At 56.4% G+C, this 18,056-nt stretch carries 14 protein-coding genes; 8 read left to right on the top strand and 6 right to left on the bottom strand.

The genetic code is table 11. The features are described 5' to 3' along the window. Positions 1–2: 2 nt before the first annotated feature. Both tamB and tamA read right to left on the bottom strand, forming a co-directional pair. The gene (tamB, locus tag N2K86_RS02230; protein ID WP_260660313.1) at positions 3–3,779 is read right to left on the bottom strand and encodes an autotransporter assembly complex protein TamB; all 3,777 of its coding nucleotides are present in this window, start codon (positions 3,777–3,779) and stop codon (positions 3–5) included. Next, positions 3,776–5,509, bottom strand: coding sequence for an autotransporter assembly complex protein TamA (gene tamA, locus N2K86_RS02225; RefSeq protein WP_260660312.1), 1,734 nt, complete (start codon positions 5,507–5,509; stop codon positions 3,776–3,778). Before tamA ends, tamB begins: the two co-directional genes overlap by 4 nt. 224 nt (positions 5,510–5,733) lie before the next feature. Between tamA and msrA the strand changes: the two genes are divergently transcribed. Together msrA and N2K86_RS02215 are read left to right on the top strand one after the other, a co-directional pair. Next, a complete protein-coding gene (gene msrA, locus N2K86_RS02220) occupies positions 5,734–6,375 on the top strand; it encodes a peptide-methionine (S)-S-oxide reductase MsrA (protein WP_260660311.1) in 642 nt (213 codons plus the stop codon). Between the two features lie 248 nt (positions 6,376–6,623). After that, positions 6,624–7,961, top strand: a complete 1,338-nt coding sequence (locus N2K86_RS02215; protein ID WP_260660310.1) for a hemolysin family protein — start codon at positions 6,624–6,626, stop codon at positions 7,959–7,961. Between the two features lie 70 nt (positions 7,962–8,031). On the opposite strand, the gene N2K86_RS02210 is transcribed toward N2K86_RS02215, so the two are convergent. Beyond that, positions 8,032–8,238, bottom strand: a complete 207-nt coding sequence (locus N2K86_RS02210; protein WP_003856054.1) for a DUF1107 domain-containing protein — start codon at positions 8,236–8,238, stop codon at positions 8,032–8,034. A gap of 324 nt (positions 8,239–8,562) precedes the next feature. Between N2K86_RS02210 and N2K86_RS02205 the strand changes: the two genes are divergently transcribed. Next, complete coding sequence (locus N2K86_RS02205) at positions 8,563–9,120, top strand: YtfJ family protein (protein ID WP_042714214.1); 558 nt, start codon at positions 8,563–8,565, stop codon at positions 9,118–9,120. On the opposite strand, the gene cysQ is transcribed toward N2K86_RS02205, so the two are convergent. Beyond that, positions 9,114–9,854 (bottom strand): 3'(2'),5'-bisphosphate nucleotidase CysQ, encoded by a 741-nt coding sequence (gene cysQ / locus N2K86_RS02200; RefSeq protein WP_260660309.1) that lies wholly within the window; start codon positions 9,852–9,854, stop codon positions 9,114–9,116. The genes N2K86_RS02205 and cysQ overlap by 7 nt on opposite strands. Positions 9,855–10,044: 190 nt before the next feature. On the opposite strand from cysQ, the gene N2K86_RS02195 reads away from it, so the two are divergent. Then, on the top strand, positions 10,045–11,988 hold the full coding sequence (locus tag N2K86_RS02195) for a bifunctional 2',3'-cyclic-nucleotide 2'-phosphodiesterase/3'-nucleotidase (RefSeq protein WP_260660308.1): 1,944 nt from the start codon (positions 10,045–10,047) through the stop codon (positions 11,986–11,988). Positions 11,989–12,070: 82 nt separating this feature from the next. Here N2K86_RS02195 and N2K86_RS02190 read toward each other — a convergent pair whose 3' ends face one another. Beyond that, entirely contained in the window at positions 12,071–12,457 is a 387-nt protein-coding gene (locus N2K86_RS02190; protein WP_260660307.1) for a winged helix-turn-helix transcriptional regulator, read from the bottom strand. An 84-nt stretch (positions 12,458–12,541) separates the two neighbouring features. On the opposite strand from N2K86_RS02190, the gene N2K86_RS02185 reads away from it, so the two are divergent. The 3 genes from N2K86_RS02185 to N2K86_RS02175 all read left to right on the top strand — a co-directional run bounded on the left by N2K86_RS02185 (position 12,542) and on the right by N2K86_RS02175 (position 15,337). Continuing rightward, a complete protein-coding gene (locus tag N2K86_RS02185; protein WP_260660306.1) occupies positions 12,542–13,390 on the top strand; it encodes an SDR family oxidoreductase in 849 nt (282 codons plus the stop codon). 81 nt (positions 13,391–13,471) lie between these two features. Continuing rightward, a complete protein-coding gene (locus tag N2K86_RS02180; RefSeq protein WP_260660305.1) occupies positions 13,472–14,296 on the top strand; it encodes an AraC family transcriptional regulator in 825 nt (274 codons plus the stop codon). Positions 14,297–14,371: 75 nt separating this feature from the next. Continuing rightward, positions 14,372–15,337 (top strand): DMT family transporter, encoded by a 966-nt coding sequence (locus N2K86_RS02175; RefSeq protein WP_260661619.1) that lies wholly within the window; start codon positions 14,372–14,374, stop codon positions 15,335–15,337. 80 nt (positions 15,338–15,417) lie between these two features. Here the strand turns inward: N2K86_RS02175 and N2K86_RS02170 are convergent, their stop codons facing one another. Beyond that, positions 15,418–17,067 (bottom strand): methyl-accepting chemotaxis protein, encoded by a 1,650-nt coding sequence (locus tag N2K86_RS02170; RefSeq protein ID WP_260660304.1) that lies wholly within the window; start codon positions 17,065–17,067, stop codon positions 15,418–15,420. A gap of 245 nt (positions 17,068–17,312) precedes the next feature. Here N2K86_RS02170 and ytfE point away from each other — a divergent pair, with 245 nt between their 5' ends. Further along, on the top strand, positions 17,313–17,975 hold the full coding sequence (ytfE, locus tag N2K86_RS02165; RefSeq protein WP_260660303.1) for an iron-sulfur cluster repair protein YtfE: 663 nt from the start codon (positions 17,313–17,315) through the stop codon (positions 17,973–17,975). Positions 17,976–18,056 lie beyond the last annotated feature (81 nt).

The raw sequence follows: 18,056 nt of genomic DNA, 5'->3' as shown, positions 1-18,056 counted from the left end.
TGCTAAAACTCAAACTGATAGAGCAGATCAAGTGCCTGGTCTACGCCGGACACTGCTTCCAGATATAGCTTAGGCATCAGGCGATAGCGTAACGTGAGTGTTGCCAGTGAGTCAAAGATCCCCACACCATATTTTACCTGCAGACCCGGCAGTACATAGCCGCTGACCACCACCTGCGAGGAGTCACCCACGCCCTGGGTGTCCAGCGCCAGATTGCTTACGCCGAACGTCTCGCCGATTTTACCCACAACCTGCCCACTTTGTGCAACCCCCAGACCCACTAACATCGAGGTCATCGCCGCACTGTCGCTTTGTCCGCTGTCCAGACCTTGTCCACGCAGCAGATAAGAGAGGGCTTCCTGCTGCGACATCGCCGGGTCAGAGAAGATCTCCGCTTTCGGTTCGTCAGCCGAACCGGTGACGCGAACGCCAGCAATAACGTCATTTTCCGTCGCTTCCGGGTTACGAATCGCTTCGATGTTCAACAGAGGCTGATCGGGTGGACCGGAGAACAGCAGCTCGCCTTTGCGGACAATCAGATCCTGACCATAGGCATGGAAACGCCCTTCAGGGATATTGATCTGCCCGTTGAGGCCAAGCCCTTGTTTATCCTGCGCCACCTTCAGGTCGCCCGTGAGCCTCGCCTTCAGCCCAAACGCATCCAACCGCACGTTATTCCCCACGTGCACGATAAGATTACTATTGATTGGTATGCCTGCGCTCTGTTGTTCAACAGGTTTCAGATTTTCATTGAGCATAACTTCATCACTTGAGACGCCGACCGCACTTTCCGGCACGTCGTGAACCACGATGCGCGCCCACGGCACGTCGACGCGACCGTCCAGAGTGAACAGGCTCGGTGTCGCCTCAAAGACGACGTCAGGTGAGACGTCCAGGCGCACCATCGGCGGTACGGTGATGCGTACCCGGCTCCCCTTCGCCGCGATGCGTGCGCGCCAGTTATCAAGCTGGCTCCAGTCAGCATCACCGCTCAGGTTAATTTGCCCCTGCTGGGTCAGCACCGAGCCGCTCAGCGTCGAGCTCATGCCGTTGAAGTTCATCGCGATCTGGCTGGGCTGCATGTCAAACGGCATGAAGTTGCCGTCGATATCCACGCCGCTGAGCCGCATCTGACCGAACAGCTGCGGGCTTTGCGCGTTGCCAGCCAGGCGCAGATTAGCGTTCAGCATGCCCTCGGCTTTTTCCCCGCGTGCGAAAATCGGGTTCACCATCGCCAGGTTGAAATTACGAATGTTAACGTTGCCGCCCAGATTACGCCGTCCCTGCGGATCGGTAATCTGGACCTGACCGTCCAACTGACCGTTGTTGGTCAGGCGGATTGTCCACCCCAGCTGTGCGCGATTGTTATGCAGATCGGCACTCAGGTTCAGGGTATCAAACGCCACCGGCAGCGGCGCATCGTTCACCTCCTGCGTCACCTTCACGTTACGCCCGGAGAGCGTCACGCTGCCCTGCGGCAGCCCCTCTTTGGTGGTGTCCCAGGCCACATCGGCTTTCCCGCTGAAGACGCCGCTGGCCTGGGTCGTATCCGGCATAAACGGCTTCAGCATCGCCAGATCGAAGCGGTTGAGGTTGATCTGCGCGCGCCCTTCCGCGCCCGCATCGATGGTCTGCGGCACGCACAGTTCCGCATTCGGGTTGGTCCAGCAGTGTGGCCCAATGCTGATCTTCTGCTCGGCGTTGCGGTAGTCCAGCGCGATGGAGCGCGACAGCGCCAGCGGCCCGACCGGTGTATTGAAACGCGTGTTATCCAGCGTCCCTTTCCAGCGCGCTTCTTTGCGGTCAAAGCTGCCGGTCAGGTGGAGCTGGCCTGAGACCGGCTCGCCCTGCACGCGCAGCTGGAGATCGTGCTGCTTCTCGTTGCCTTTGGCGTCGAGGGTGACCAGGTTAATGTTCACGTCCGGCTGAGAAATGCGCTCCACGCGCAGGTTCAGGTTACCGCCGATCTGATCGGTGGATTTCACATCCCCTTCCACGCGGACGCGGGCAACGCTCAGCTCCTGCCAGCGCAGGTTATTGGCGGTAATGTCCGCCAGCAGCTGCGGCGCGTCTACCGTGCCGCGCACCTTCACGAGCCCCTTCGCCGTGCCGCCCAGACCCGGCAGGGCGTTATCCAGATTCGGCGCGTCGATGGTGGCGTCAAGGTTGAGATCTTTAACCCCCAACTCGCCTTTGATATCCGCCGTGTTGCGGCCCAGCGCCACGTGCAGCCCCGGGATCACCCACTGCAGGTAGCTGTTGCCTTTCACCGAGCCTTCAACGTTTATCTTGTTCTGCTTCACGTTCCCGGTGAGCTTGATTTCCGGTACGTCCATCTGCCAGGTGCCGCCGTACAGGCTACCGCGGGTTTTAATCAGACCGTCCAGTTTCGACGGCCAGTCCGGCACCTCTTTGGCGGTGTTAATGCCCGTCAGCTTCAGCTCGCCGCGCCAGCTGATTGCCTGCTGCCAGTCGAGCAGCGCGGTCAGCTCGGTTTTGCCCTCCAGCACCGCGACGGTCAGCTTGTCGAGGTTAACCTGCTGTTCGTTGCCTTTTGCATCGAGGGTAATGTTCGCGGGCGGCACGCCCTGCCCCTTCACCGCGGTGCGGAACGAGAGCGTGTAGTCGGTCATCTTGCCGCTCAGCTTCAGCTTCAGGTCATCGGCCTGGAACTGTTTTTCGCCGGTGAACGGCCAGTAAAGCTGCTTGCTGACAATCTCCAGGTTGAGCGGTAAACCGGCTTCTGCCAGCTGGGTTTGCCCACGCAGCACCATATCCACCGGGCCGGAGAGATTGACCCCGACGTCCAGCTTCTCGCGCAGCGCCCCGCCTACTTTGACCTTCACCTTTTCGCCTTTCAGCGGATCGATGTTCAGGGCGCTATTGAGGGTGATATCCACCGGCCAGTTGTCGCGCAGCAGGGCATTCCCTGACGCATTGACAGAGCCCTGATTGGTGTCGATATCCAGCGCGTCGAGCTTCATGTTGCCGTCAATGCTGCTGACTTTCAGCAGCATGTTATAGACCGTCAGGTCGGTATCGCCCGTCAGACGCAGCTGTTCGCCTTTGAATTCCTCAATGTTGAGGTTCAGCGGCAGATGCACGTCGGTCATCTCCGGCAGAACCGGTTTCGAGAAGAGATCTTTCAGCGTTTCACCCAGCGGCTTTTCTTCCGGCTGCGGGTTCTGGATCTTCGGCTCGACAATCTCTTCCTGCGCCACGTCGGCCACTTTCGGTAGCGCAATCAGCAGCCCCTGCAGGGACGTTGGCGTCAGGGTGAGGTTTTTCTCCTGCCAGCGCAGGCCGGAGGTGAAATCCATCACGGACACAGTGGTGTCGTCGATTTTGATATTGACGTTATCCAGCGCCACCCGATAGAGCGCAATCGGGTACGGTGTGGAAAGATTCAGCGGTCCGCTGTCCTCTTCCTCGACCGGCGCAGACTTCGGCATTTTTTTCGAATCTATCGCGACGTTAACATCTTTTAGCGACAGATCGTTCACGCAGAGCTTGCTGTCCCGCAGGCAGCCCAGCTTCACGGCAAGGTGGAATTCGCCTGCATTAACGGCCACGCCCGGCTGCTCATAACGAATGTTCTTCAAACGCAGGTCGCGCCAGCCGCCCGTCACCTGGCCAATTTCCAGCCCCGGCACCCAGCGGTTCGCAGCGTTAAACAGCAGATGCAGGCCGGTGGTGGTACCCACCAGAAACGCCACCGTGCCGAGCAGCAGAACGATAAAAATCAGTACGCCGAGGCTTATCTTCTTCCATAAACTCATAATTCAGGCCCCAGACCGATGTAAAACTGTAAACCGTGTTCGTCTTTGTCGCCCACCGGCACGGCGAAATCGAGCTTGATGGGCCCGACGGGAGACTGCCAGCGCACGCCGACGCCCGCGCCGGTTTTGAAATCGCTGCGGCGGATATCGTTCACCGCTTCACCGCCGTCGACAAACATGGCGCCCCACCACTTGCCGCTGACGTTGTACTGATACTCCAGCGAGCCGGTCGCCAGTTTTGATGCCCCGGTCAGCTGGCCTTTGTCGTTTTCAGGCGAGATCGATTTGTACTTATACCCACGAATGCTGCGGTCGCCCCCGGCGAAGAAGCGCAGATCGGGCGGCACGCGTTCGAAATCCCCCGTTTCAATCCAGCCGAGGTTGCCGCGCATCACAAAGCGGTGTTTGTCATACAGCGTGCGGATCCAGACGTTTTGCGCCTGCACCACCGTGAAGTCAACGTCAGACCCCCACATAGTGTTGGAGTAGTCGATAGAGTAGCGCTGTGAATCACCCCAGGTCGGCATCAGGCCGCCGCGCGAGCGGGTACGGCTGATCATCACGCCCGGATAAAGCAGCATGGTAGTGTTGGTGACGTTGGCCTGGGTAAAGTGGTCAAGACTCCAGCGCAGGTTAATGGCGCGCTGCCAGCCGCTGGAGAGATCCCAGAAGCGTGATACCGCAAACGTCGTCGAGTCCTGCTCGGTATCGTTCAGGTCGGTGCGCTTAAAACCGCCCTGCAAAAGGTAATACTGCTCAAGCGGATTTTTCAGCAGCGGCATTTTGTAGCTGAAATCCAGCTGCTGCTCTGGGGCGGAAAGGCTAACACTGGTGGTCAGGCTGTGGCCGTAGGAGTTCATCCACGGTTTTTTCCACGAGGCTCTCACGCGCGGGCCAACGTCCGTGGAGTAGCCGACGCCGGTTTCAATGGTGTTCTCGGTACGCGGAGAGACCACGCCGTGCAGCGGCAAGACTTTCGTTTTGCGGGATTTTTCAAATTCCGGCGCGACAATCACCGAGTTAAACCAGCCGGTTGCCGACAAACGGCGGTTGAGTTCGCCCAGATCGCTCGACTGGTAATAATCGCCTTTTTTAAACGGCACCAGATTTTGCAGGTACTCCTCGCGGATCTGCGATCCTTCGAACGTCACATCGCCAAAACGATAGCGTTCACCGCTGTCGTAGTCGATGTCCCAGAAGGCCTGACGCCTCTCCAGCGCTACGCCAAGCTGGCTTTTATTAAACTGGCTGTCGAAATAGCCTTTACGTAGCGCGACGTTGGTTAAGGATTTTTTAAAATGATCGTAGTCGCCGTGATTCAGAACGGTGCCAACTTTAGGACGGGTACTCAGCAGATCCAGGTAATCCCGATCCGTACGCGCGCCGCCGCGCAGCACCACGTTGGTACCGCCAATCAATACCGGCTCACCCGCTGAGACGCGGGCAATCAGCACCTGACGCCCTTTCTTTGGTGGCGGGCGGAGATCGAAATCAATGGTGGGTTCGTAATACCCCAGCGCTTTCAGCCCTTCGCGGATGGCGTCATCGACGCGCGCGCGAAAACGCCGGTCCGGCGTCACTTCGTCACTCTGGATCGTCGATAACTGCGCGCGCACGTTTTTTTCCAGCGCCCCGGATAACCCCTCAACCTGCAAACGGACATTCGCCGCGCTGGCAACCCCGCTTGTCAGCAATACACTGACCAAACATAACTGGCGGATTTTTGTCACGTTTTCTCCTGAATATCCCTGTTTCCACCCTGGAAGCAAATGCAGTGCCGCTCCGCGGCAACATACGGCCTGTTAGCCAAAAACCCAAATCGTGGGTTGAAAATGGGTGTAACACCCAAATATTTCTTATGATTAAATCTAGACTCATTCAGCGCATTTATTGTGTTCAATTAAACGCTTCGTGACAACCTTAACCGAAACATCGCTACCCGGGAGGCACCATCGTGAGTTTATTCGACAAAAAGCATCTGGTTTCACAAGCAGATGCATTACCGGGACGCAACACCCCTATGCCTGTGGCGACCTTACACGCCGTTAACAACCATTCAATGACAAACGTTCCTGATGGAATGGAGATCGCCCTGTTCGCGATGGGCTGCTTCTGGGGAGTTGAACGTTTGTTCTGGCAGCTGCCCGGTGTTTACAGTACCGCAGCAGGCTATACCGGCGGTTACACGCCAAACCCAACCTACCGCGAAGTGTGCTCGGGTGATACCGGTCACGCGGAAGCGGTTCGCGTGGTGTATGACCCGGCCATCATCAGCTACGAACAACTGCTGCAGGTGTTCTGGGAAAATCACGACCCGGCGCAGGGCATGCGTCAGGGTAACGATCGCGGCACCCAGTACCGTTCGGCCATTTATCCGCTCACCCCTGAGCAGGATGCTGCCGCGCGCGCCAGCCTTGAGCGTTTTCAGAAAGCCATGCATGACGCGGGCGATACGCGCGAGGTGACCACGGAAATCACCACCGCGAAGCCGTTCTATTATGCCGAGGACGACCACCAGCAATATCTGCATAAAAACCCATATGGCTACTGCGGAATCGGAGGCATCGGCGTCTGCCTGCCGCCACAGCTGGCCTGAACAGAGGGATGAGCGCCACGCGTGGCGCTCAGGAAACGCCTGTACTATCTCATGATGTACTCCCCCTCATTAACCCCCCGTCCGGCCACTTTTTTGCCCAAAATGTGACCTCTGGCAGATTTACATCTCTTTACGCTATACTACCCGCTGAAATAATCGGCTCAACGCTACGAGCTGACGTTCAATGTGTCTTCACACAAATGGTATCAACTCCCCTTCTGAGGATCTGGCGAGAAGCCGGATAAACTATGTTAAACAGTATTTTAGTAATACTTTGCCTTATTGCCGTCAGTGCATTTTTCTCGATATCCGAGATCTCGCTGGCCGCGTCCCGTAAAATCAAACTGAAGCTGCTTGCCGATGAAGGCAACATCAACGCCACGCGCATCCTGAAAATGCAGGAAAACCCCGGCATGTTCTTCACCGTGGTGCAGATTGGCCTGAACGCGGTCGCCATTCTCGGCGGTATCGTGGGTGATGCGGCGTTTTCCCCGGCGTTTTATAGCCTCTTTGTGCAGTACATGTCCGCCGAGCTGGCCGAACAGCTGAGCTTTATCCTCTCTTTCTCACTGGTGACTGGCCTGTTCATCCTCTTCGCAGACCTGACCCCGAAACGCATCGGTATGATTGCGCCAGAAGCCGTGGCTTTGCGTATCATCAACCCGATGCGCTTCTGCCTGTACGTGTTCCGCCCGCTGGTGTGGTTCTTCAACGGCCTGGCAAACGTGATTTTCCGCATCTTTAAGCTGCCGATGGTGCGTAAAGATGACATCACCTCTGACGATATTTATGCGGTTGTAGAAGCCGGGGCGCTGGCCGGGGTGCTGCGTAAGCAGGAGCACGAGCTGATTGAAAACGTATTCGAACTGGAATCACGTACCGTGCCCTCTTCTATGACGGGCCGTGAGAACATTATCTGGTTCGATTTACACGAAGACGAGCAGAGCCTGAAGAACAAAGTGGCGCAGCATCCTCACTCTAAGTTCCTGGTCTGTAATGAAGATATCGACCACATCATCGGTTACGTCGACTCCAAAGACCTGCTGAACCGCGTGCTGGCAAACCAGAGTCTGGCCCTCAACAGCGGCGTGCAGATCCGCAATACCCTGATTGTGCCGGACACCCTGACGCTCTCAGAAGCGCTGGAAAGTTTCAAAACTGCCGGAGAAGACTTCGCGGTGATCATGAACGAATACGCGCTGGTGGTGGGTATCATCACCCTGAACGACGTAATGACAACGCTGATGGGCGACCTGGTAGGCCAGGGGCTGGAAGAGCAGATTGTTCAGCGTGACGAAAACTCATGGCTGATCGACGGCGGTACGCCGATTGAAGACGTCATGCGCGTGTTGGATATCGACGAGTTCCCGCAGTCGGGCAACTACGAGACCATCGGCGGCTTTATGATGTTTATGCTGCGTAAAATCCCGAAACGTACCGACTCGGTGAAGTTCTCGGGCTTCAAGTTTGAAGTGGTGGATATTGATAACTACCGCATCGACCAGCTGCTGGTGACGCGCATCGATAACAAACCGACCGTTCTGGTGCCGAAGCTTCCGGATGCGGAAGAGAAAGTGTCGGCGTAAAGTCCCTGCCCCACATACATCAACGGCTCCCATTGGGAGCCGTCTTTTTAACTACTGCATAGCACGTTGGTTAAGCCATCTCAGTTTGCAGACGCATAACCTGACGGTTGACTTCGGACATCACAGACAGGTGCTGTTTATCCTTCACTTTTGGGATAAGGATTTTGCCCTTATCAAATTCAAAAGCGCCAACATCCTTGATATACAACCGTCCTCGGAACAGGATCTTCACGTACTTCGCCACCTGAAGCGGGTTGTAGCGTTGGAAAATTTTCATTCTTGTATCTCCTGCGAATCATACGCTCTTGCGGTGCCACAATCAGCCCGACTGTTCTGAGCGCAAATTTTATTGCCCAATGACTATAGACCAGAACTACGTTGTTACCCAGTGTGCATAAGTTTATTTACCGTTTGATTACAATTATTCAGAATAATCTTTGCAAACCGTGACTCAGGGCAGTATAAGCCGTCGTTTTTTCATGGATATGTGCGTTCACCCGCAAACTGGCATCGGGATTGCGGGAAAACCCCATTGATCGCACTTATGATTAAAAGCGTAAGACCAAGTGGTCGGATCACCTGCTAACAATAAGGAAACACCATGACCCTACGTAATATCCTTGCAGCAGCCTGCCTGCTGCTGCCCCTGTGGGCTTGCGCTCACACTATTGAAAAAGGACAACGCGTACCGCCAGTCGGCATTGCTGACCGGGGAGAATTGATTCTCGACAATGATAAGTTTAGCTATAAAGCCTGGAATAGCGCGCAGCTCGCGGGCAAAGTGAGAGTTGTACAACATATTGCCGGTCGTACATCTGCGAAAGAGAAAAATGCCACCCTGGTGGAAGCGATCAAGGCCGCAAAATTCCCGCACGATCGTTACCAGACCACCACCATTGTGAACACCGACGATGCCATCCCCGGCTCCGGCATGTTTGTGCGCTCAAGCCTGGAGAGCAACAAAAAGCTCTACCCGTGGTCGCAATTTATTGTCGACAGCAACGGCGTGACGCGTAAGGCGTGGCAGCTCGACGAAGAGAGCTCTGCGATTGTGGTGCTCGATAAAGAGGGACGCGTGCAGTGGGTGAAGGACGGCGGATTAACACAGGAAGAAGTGCAGCAGGTGGTTGCTCTGCTGCACAAGCTGCTGGCTCAGTAAATCGAAACCCGGAAGCCAGGGTTGAGGAATGATTCGCGCGGGGTATAGTCCAGCGGCTTACCCTGCCAGTCATGAACATGTGCACCGGCCGCCGCCGCTACCGCGTGCCCTGCCGCCGTGTCCCAGACGTTGGTTGGCCCAAATCGCGGATAAAGCTGCGCGTGTCCTTCCGCCACCAGACAGAACTTGAGCGATGAGCCAATCGACGTCGTCTGGTGTTCACCCAACTGCTGCAAATACTCCTGCAGTTCGCTGTCGCTGTGGGAACGGCTAATCACCACCAGCGGTGGACGCGCATCACGCACCTGAATCTGCTTGCGCACGCCGCACTCTTCCTTCCAGGCCTTACCTTCCGCGGCGCTGTACATCACCTTCATCACCGGTGCGTAAACCACGCCGAGCACCGCTTTGCCCTTCTCAATCAGGGCGATGTTGACGGTAAACTCACCGTTACGCTTGATGAACTCTTTCGTTCCATCCAGCGGATCCACCAGCCAGTAACGCTGCCAGTGCTGGCGCTCGTCCCAGCCTTGCGGCGCTTCTTCAGACAGAACGGGGATCTCCGGCGTTAAGTCCTGCAGCCCTTTCAGGATCACCTTATGCGCCGCAATATCCGCCGCCGTGACCGGGGAGTCATCCGCTTTGCTGACAACGTCCATCGGCTTCGCGCCGTCGTACACCTGCATAATGGCATCACCCGCATCCCGTGCGAGCTGACAAATTTTATCTAACATTCTCCACCTCTTCATTAACGCAGTGGTCATAACTCGTTGTTTTATTTATATCGTAATGCGAACAATTCTGCTATCTGTGAAGCAATTCCGGTTTCACTACCCTTATTTCTGGCAGGATTCACACTTCTGTAAGCAACGCGATATACATACATAATCTTTTGTGGCTTGGATCGAAAAAAGGACTCTTCTGATGATTAAGTTTAGCGCAACGCTCCTGGCGACGTTGGTGGCCGCCAGCGTTCAGGCGGCAACGGTGGATCTTCGTATTCTGGAAACGACCGATCTTCACAGTAACATGATGGACTTCGATTACTACAAAGATACGCCTACCGAAAAATTCGGACTGGTACGCACAGCAAGTTTGATTAACGCCGCCCGCGGTGAAGTGAAAAACAGCGTGCTGGTCGATAACGGGGATTTAATTCAGGGTAGCCCATTGGGCGATTACATGGCCGCGAAAGGGCTGAAAAAGGGCGAAATCCATCCCGTCTACAAGGCGATGAACACCCTGGATTACACCGTCGGCAACCTCGGCAACCACGAATTTAACTATGGTCTGACATACCTGCACGATGCGCTGGCCGGTGCGACATTCCCGTACGTTAACGCCAATATCATCGACGTTAAGACCAAAAAGCCGCTCTTTACCCCTTATCTGATTAAAGAGACTGACGTTGTCGACAGCGAAGGTAAAAAGCAGACGCTGAAGATTGGCTATATCGGTTTTGTGCCACCACAGATCATGACGTGGGATAAAGCCAACCTCGACGGGAAAGTGACCGTCAACGACATCACCGAAACCGCGCGCAAATACGTGCCGGAAATGCGCGAAAAAGGCGCCGATCTGGTGGTCGTTGTTGCCCACTCGGGTCTCTCCGCCGATCCGTATCAGGCGATGGCAGAAAACTCGGTTTACTACCTGAGCGAAGTGCCGGGCGTTGACGCGATCCTGTTCGGCCACGCTCACGCAGTCTTCCCGGGCAAAGATTTCGCCAGCATCAAAGGCGCAGATATCGAGAAAGGGACGCTCAACGGCGTGCCGTCGGTGATGCCGGGGATGTGGGGCGATCATCTTGGCGTGGTGGATCTGGTGCTGAATAACGACGGTGGCAGCTGGAAGGTGACGCAGTCAAAAGCCGAAGCGCGTCCTATTTACGACGCTGCGGCTAAAAAATCTCTGGCAACTGAAGATAAAAAGCTGGTCGACGTGCTGAAGCACGATCACGACGCTACCCGCGAATTTGTCAGCAAGCCGATCGGCAAATCCGCCGACAACATGTACAGCTTCCTGGCGCTGGTTCAGGATGACCCGACCGTTCAGGTGGTCAACATGGCGCAGAAAGCCTATGCCGAACACTTTGTGCAGGGCGATCCGGATCTGGCAAAACTGCCGGTGCTTTCAGCCGCAGCACCGTTCAAGGTGGGTGGGCGCAAAAATGACCCAGCAAGCTACGTGGAAGTCGAAAAAGGCCAATTGACCTTCCGTAACGCCGCCGATCTCTATCTTTATCCGAATACGCTGGTCGTCGTCAAAGCGACGGGCAAAGAGGTGAAAGAGTGGCTGGAGTGTTCCGCCGGGCAGTTTAATCAGATTGACCCGAACAGCAGCAAGCCGCAGTCGCTGATTAACTGGGATGGGTTCCGCACCTACAACTTCGACGTGATCGACGGCGTGGAGTATCAGATTGACGTTACCCAGCCTGCGAAATATGACGGCGAGTGCCAGGCGATTAACCCGCAGGCCGAGCGTATAAAAAACCTGACCTTCAACGGCAAGGCGATCGACCCGAATGCCACCTTCCTGGTGGTGACCAATAACTACCGCGCCTACGGCGGCAAGTTTGCCGGAACGGGCGATAGCCACATCGCTTTTGCTTCACCGGACGAGAACCGCTCGGTGCTGGCGGCGTGGATCGGCGCGGAGTCGAAAAAAGCGGGCGAAATTCATCCGGCAGTGGATAACAACTGGCGTCTGGCACCGATCCACAGCGAGACGAAGCTGGATATCCGCTTTGAAACCTCACCGTCCGACAAGGCAGCCGCGTTTATTAAGGATAAAGCGCAGTATCCGATGAAGAAGGTTGCGACGGATGATATTGGATTCGCGATTTATCAGGTAGACCTAAGCAAGTAGCGTTGTTTGTGTCGGGTGGCGCTTCGCTTACCCGACCTACGAGTTCGAGTAGGCCGGGTAAGGCGAAGCCGCCACCCGGCTTTTACGCCGCCCGCTCGTCCCGGTTCGCCATCACCTTCGGCGTGTTAACCTCAATCCAGTCCGCCAGCGCGGCCACTTTCTCGCTGACCTCAACCCCCATCGGCGTCAGGCTATATTCAACATGCGGTGGCACAACCGGATACGACACGCGGTCGACAAAGCCGTCCTGCTCCAGCGCCTGAAGCGACTGGGACAGCATCTTTTCACTCACTCCGCCCATTTTATGGCGAAGCTCGCTAAAGCGGTGCGTTCCCTGTTGAAGGGCCAGCAGGATCAGCACACCCCAGCGGCTGGTAACGTGTTTGAGCACCTCCCGTGAAGGGCACTGTTCCGCGAAGAGATTGCCATCGCGCATTTGCTCGCTGAGCGTCGGTATTGGTGTTTTCATACTTACCTTTTTGTACGTACTTACTAAAAGTTAGTTATGGTGTTAGTGTGCCATAACACCAGACAAACACGAAGGAGATTCATCATGATCGCGATTACCGGCGCTACCGGCCAGCTTGGCCATCTCGTTATCGAACAGCTGTTGAAAACCGTACCGGCCAACCAGATTGTGGCTATCGTACGTAACCCGGCGAAAGCTCAGGCCTTAAGCCAGCAGGGGATTGTGGTGCGACAGGCGGATTACACGGACCAGGCGGCGTTTACGACTGCGCTGAACGGCGTGGATAAACTGCTGCTGATCTCCTCCAGCGAAGTGGGACAGCGCGCCACGCAGCATCAGAACGTGATTAACGCCGCCAAGGCGGCAGACGTGAAGTTTATTGCCTACACCAGCCTGCTGCATGCGGACAAATCGCCGCTCGGTCTTCACGTTGAACACGTCCAAACCGAGAAAGCGCTGGCAGATTCTGGCGTGCCACATGCCCTGCTGCGCAACGGCTGGTACACCGAAAACTATCTGGCGAGCGCACCGCCGGCGCTGGAGCATGGCGTATTTATTGGTGCTGCGGGTGAAGGCAAAATCGCCTCTGCGACCCGTGCAGATTACGCGGCGGCGGCAGCCAAAGTCGTTTCTGAGGAAGGTCACGCAGGTAAAGTGTATGAACTGGCGGGCGACAGCGCGTGGACGCTGAGCGAACTGGCGGCTGAACTGAGCAAGCAGAGCGGTAAGCCGGTGGCATATCAGAACCTGAGCGAAGCCGATTTTGCCGCCGCGCTGAAGGGCGTTGGCCTGCCAGCCGGGCTGGCGGATATGCTGGCGGATTCAGACACCGGCGCATCGAAAGGCGGCCTGTTCGACGACAGCCGTACTCTGAGCAAGCTGATCGGTCGCCCAACGACAACGCTGGCGGAGAGCGTCAAATCCATCCTGTAATTGTTACGGATTGGTTATTTTTTGTGGCATCCCCTCAGGTCATCTCTGATAATGAAGCGATGACCCACGAGGAGGCTCACCGTGCAAGGCGTACCGGAACAGTTCATTGATGAGAGAGACAGCGCGCGCTTTCGCCATCTGGCGCAGCTGCCGGGCCTGGAACTCTATCACGCACATATCTCTGACTACGCCTTTGAGCCTCACACGCACGAAGCCTTCGGCATTGGCACCATTGAAACCGGTGCCGAACGCTTCCGCTATCGCGGTACCCAGCACCTCGCCCCCGAGAAATCCGTTGTCACCATGAACCCGGACGAGATCCACACCGGGGAATCCGCAACCGTTGACGGCTGGCGCTACCGGATGGTCTATATCGAACCCGACCTGCTCGAAGAGGTCACCGGCCTGCGTCACTGGTGGTTTAGCGACGTCACCCGCTACGACCCGCAGCGCTCGCTGCAAATCGGTCAGCTGATTTACGGCCTGTGGCATACGAACGACCCGCTGGCACAAAAAGGAATGCTGCTGGATCTGATTGAGACGTTCCGACCGTTAGCCCATCACGCGCCGGTGATTCAGGAAGGCGCACACCGGTTCGAACGTGTCCGCGAGTATCTGCACGATAACTATATGCACCCTCTGACGCTGGACGAGCTGGCAAACGTTGTCTCGCTCAGCCCGTACCATTTCCAGCGCCAGTTCAAGGCCCATTTTCACATCACGCCGCATCAAATGCTGATGGCGATACGCCTGTGGCGTGCCAAAGCGTTTCTCACTCACGGTATGCCCGCCGCCGAAGTGGCTGCCGCAACCGGGCTGACCGATCAGTCGCATTTAACCCGCGCCTTTACCCGCCGCTACGGCATTACGCCGGTGCGTTATCAAAAGCAGGTTGCGCAGCGCTAATGCGCAATCTCATACAATACGCACGTATTTCGCCCTCCTACACTGAGTGCAAAGTAAATCAATGTGGATGGAAAAATGATTAGCGGCGTGTTGTATGCCCTGCTTGCAGGCTTGATGTGGGGGCTGATTTTTGTCGGCCCGCTAATAGTGCCAGAGTACCCGGCGATACTGCAGTCCACGGGGCGTTATCTGGCGCTGGGGCTGATTGCCCTCCCTCTGGCCTGGCTGGGGCGGGCGCGCTTGCGCCAGCTCAGCCGCCAGGACTGGTTGACCGCGCTGGCGCTGACCATGATGGGCAACCTCATCTATTACGTTTGCCTGGCAAGCGCGATACAGCGCACCGGTGCGCCGGTGTCGACCATGATCATCGGTACGCTACCCGTCGTTATACCTGTGTTCGCGAATCTGCTCTATAGCCACCGCGATGGCAAACTCGCCTGGTCAAAAATGGCCCCTGCACTGGTATGCACCGCCATAGGGCTGGTATGTGTGAACGTTGCCGAGCTGAGCCACGGCCTGGAAGACTTCAGCTTATGGCGTTACGGTTCTGGGATCCTTTTAGCATTCATCTCGGTAGCGTGCTGGGCCTGGTATGCCCTGCGCAATGCGCGCTGGCTGCGGGAGAATCCGGATAAGCACCCGATGATGTGGGCGACGGCGCAGGCGCTGGTCACGTTGCCCGTCTCGCTCGTGGGGTATGTCGCCGCGTGTATCTGGTTAGGTTATCAACAGCCGGAATTTGCCCAGCCCTTCGGTCCAAGGCCGTGGTTGTTTGTAGGCTTGATGGTGGCGATTGCGGTGCTGTGCTCCTGGGTGGGCGCGCTGTGCTGGAATATTGCCAGCCAGAAGTTGCCGACGGTAATTTTAGGGCCCCTGATTGTCTTCGAAACTCTTGCCGGGCTGCTTTACACCTTCCTGATGCGCCAGAGCGTGCCGCCGCTGTTAACGGCCTGTGGAATTTTATTGCTGGTCGTTGGGGTGGTGATTGCAGTAAGAGCGAAGCCGGAAAAACCGAGGGTTGTTCCGGCGTCGGAGATGTGATTTTTGCCGGGTGGCGCTGGCGCTTACCCGACCTACAAAATCGTAGGCCCGGTAAGGCGTAGCCGCCACCGGGCAAGCCCTTAAAACGTTTCCCAGTTCCCTTCAGACGCCGCGGCTACGGGCTGCGCCTTCGGTACATAGGTTTTTACCGGCGCCGCTTTGACCGCCTGGTTGCGGGTGATTTTAAACACCGCCACCGCTTCGTTCAGGCGTGCAGCCTGATCTTCCAGCGCCGCCGCCGCGGCCGCAGACTCTTCAACCAGCGAGGCGTTCTGCTGGGTGACGCGGTCCATCTCCGCCACCGCCTGACCGACCTGATCGATACCACGGCTCTGCTCGTCAGAGGCCGAGGCAATTTCACCCATGATGTCGGTGACGCGGGTGACCGCATTGACGATCTCTGCCATCGTCTCCCCGGCTTCGTTAACCAGCTGGGAGCCCGCGTTCACGCGCTCGCCGGAATCATCGATCAGCGCTTTGATCTCTTTCGCCGCCTGGGCGCTGCGCTGTGCGAGTGTACGGACTTCCCCTGCCACCACCGCAAAACCACGGCCCTGCTCGCCCGCGCGCGCCGCTTCCACCGCCGCGTTCAGCGCCAGGATGTTCGTCTGGAAGGCAATACCGTCGATCACGTTAGTAATTTGCGCAATTTTACTGGAGCTGGTGGCGATTTCGTCCATTGTACGCACCACGCCTTCCACCACGTTGCCGCCTTTCTTCGCCGTTGAGGAGGCGTCCAGCGCAAGACGGGAAGCCTGACGCGCGTTATCGGCGTTCTGCTTCACGGTGGCGGTCAGCTGTTCCATGCTGGCAGCGGTCTCTTCCAGAGACGCGGCCTGCTGCTCGGTCCGGGAAGAGAGATCGTTGCTGCCGGCAGAAATTTCGCCCGCGCCGGTATAGATGGTATCTGCGCCTTCACGTACCACGCCGACGGTGTTCGCCAGCGACGTTTGCATCTCCTGAACGTTGCGGGCCAGGATCGCCATTTCGTTTTTACCCTGTGCCTGAATCGGCTGGGTCAAATCCCCTGCAGCGATGGCGCGGATATGGTTGATGACGTCCTCCAGAGGCAGCAGCAGCACGCGGCGCATCGCAATCCAACTGGAGATAATCACCGCAATGACGAGAATCATGACGGCAGAAAGGATCCACAGGATGCGCTTATAGTCGCTTTCGTTATCCTGAATGCCTTTACTGGTGAGCGCAGCCTGTGCCTCGCGCCACTCGCGATAGACCTTTTGCATTGCCGTCTGCTTCTGTTCGGCATTTTGTTTGAACATATCTTCCAGGTTGCCCTGGCCCAGCAGCACGTTCATTTGCGTAAGGGTAGAAGAGTAAATGCGGTACTGCTCTTCCAGCCGATCGGCCAGGTTCTCATCCAGACCCGGGGTATTCGGCAGAGCATAGTATTTATCGTAATGGACCTGTGCATCGGCCAGCAGATTTTTTGCGGTATTAACCAGCTCGTTCAGCTGACCGCCGTTAATCTGCGACGCCATGCTGCTTTGCAGGCGCAGCATACCGCGGTTCAGCGTCACGCGCGCCTGATTCAGGCTAATCCAGGCGTCGGTAAATTCCGCAACGTTCTGGCTGGAAAGCTGAGAAACGGTGAAGTTCTCTTTATCGTTATTCAGCGCATTGATGAAAATGCCGGCAGAGATCAGCTGCATGATGCCGAGCACAAGCAGCACCGAAATCAGAAGGGTAATGACTTTTATACGTTTAAACATGCGTTGCCTTTTTTATATGCAGGTATTGTCTGACGTGTATCTATCGGCAGGCACGGCGCGTTGTTTACTGTTTCTACACCTTTAAAAACTTTCTAAAGCACTTTCTTATGTCCATTCAGGGAGTTAAAAGGGGTATTTTTTTGTGATCTGCTTCTCATTTCATCCCTTCCCTCTAAAGGGTTATAGCATCACTTTAAAGATGTATTTAATATGCATCTTATATTATTGATGATGAGGTAACTGCTATGGCCTTTCGCGACCAACCCCTTGGCGAGCTGGCGCTCTCCATTCCTCGCGCTTCTGCGCTTTTCCGTAAATACGATATGGATTACTGCTGCGGCGGTAAGCAAACCCTGGCGCGCGCAGCGTCGCGTAAAGAGCTGGATGTCGATGTGATTGAAGCCGAGCTGGCACAGCTGGCCGAGCAGCCCATCGATAAAGACTGGCGCACCGCACCGCTCGCTGAAATCATCGACCATATCATAGTGCGATACCACGACCGCCACCGTGAACAGCTGCCCGAGCTGATCCTGCAGGCGACCAAAGTTGAGCGCGTCCATGCCGACAAACCTTCCGTACCGCGCGGTCTGGCAAAATACCTGACCATGCTGCACGAAGAGCTGTCCAGCCACATGATGAAAGAAGAGCAGATCCTCTTCCCGATGATTAAACAGGGCATGGGCAGCCAGACGATGGGGCCCATCAGCGTGATGGAAAGCGAGCACGATGACGCCGGTGAACTGCTGGAAGTGATCAAACACACCACCCACAACGTCACGCCGCCGCCAGAGGCGTGCACCACCTGGAAAGCGATGTACAACGGCATTAACGAGATGATCGACGACCTGATGGAACACATCAGTCTTGAGAACAACGTTCTGTTCCCGCGGGCATTAGCGGGGGAATGAAAAGGCCGCTGCGGCCTGATGCCCTCACCCCGGCCCTCTCCCACGGGGAGAGGGTGCAAAAACTAAAAACGGCAACCGAAG

The organism is Enterobacter mori, from assembly GCF_025244905.1.
Lineage (GTDB): Bacteria > Pseudomonadota > Gammaproteobacteria > Enterobacterales > Enterobacteriaceae > Enterobacter > Enterobacter mori_A.
The sequence above is the reverse complement of the archived record's forward strand: the minus strand, read 5'-3'. Positions and strand labels throughout refer to the sequence as shown.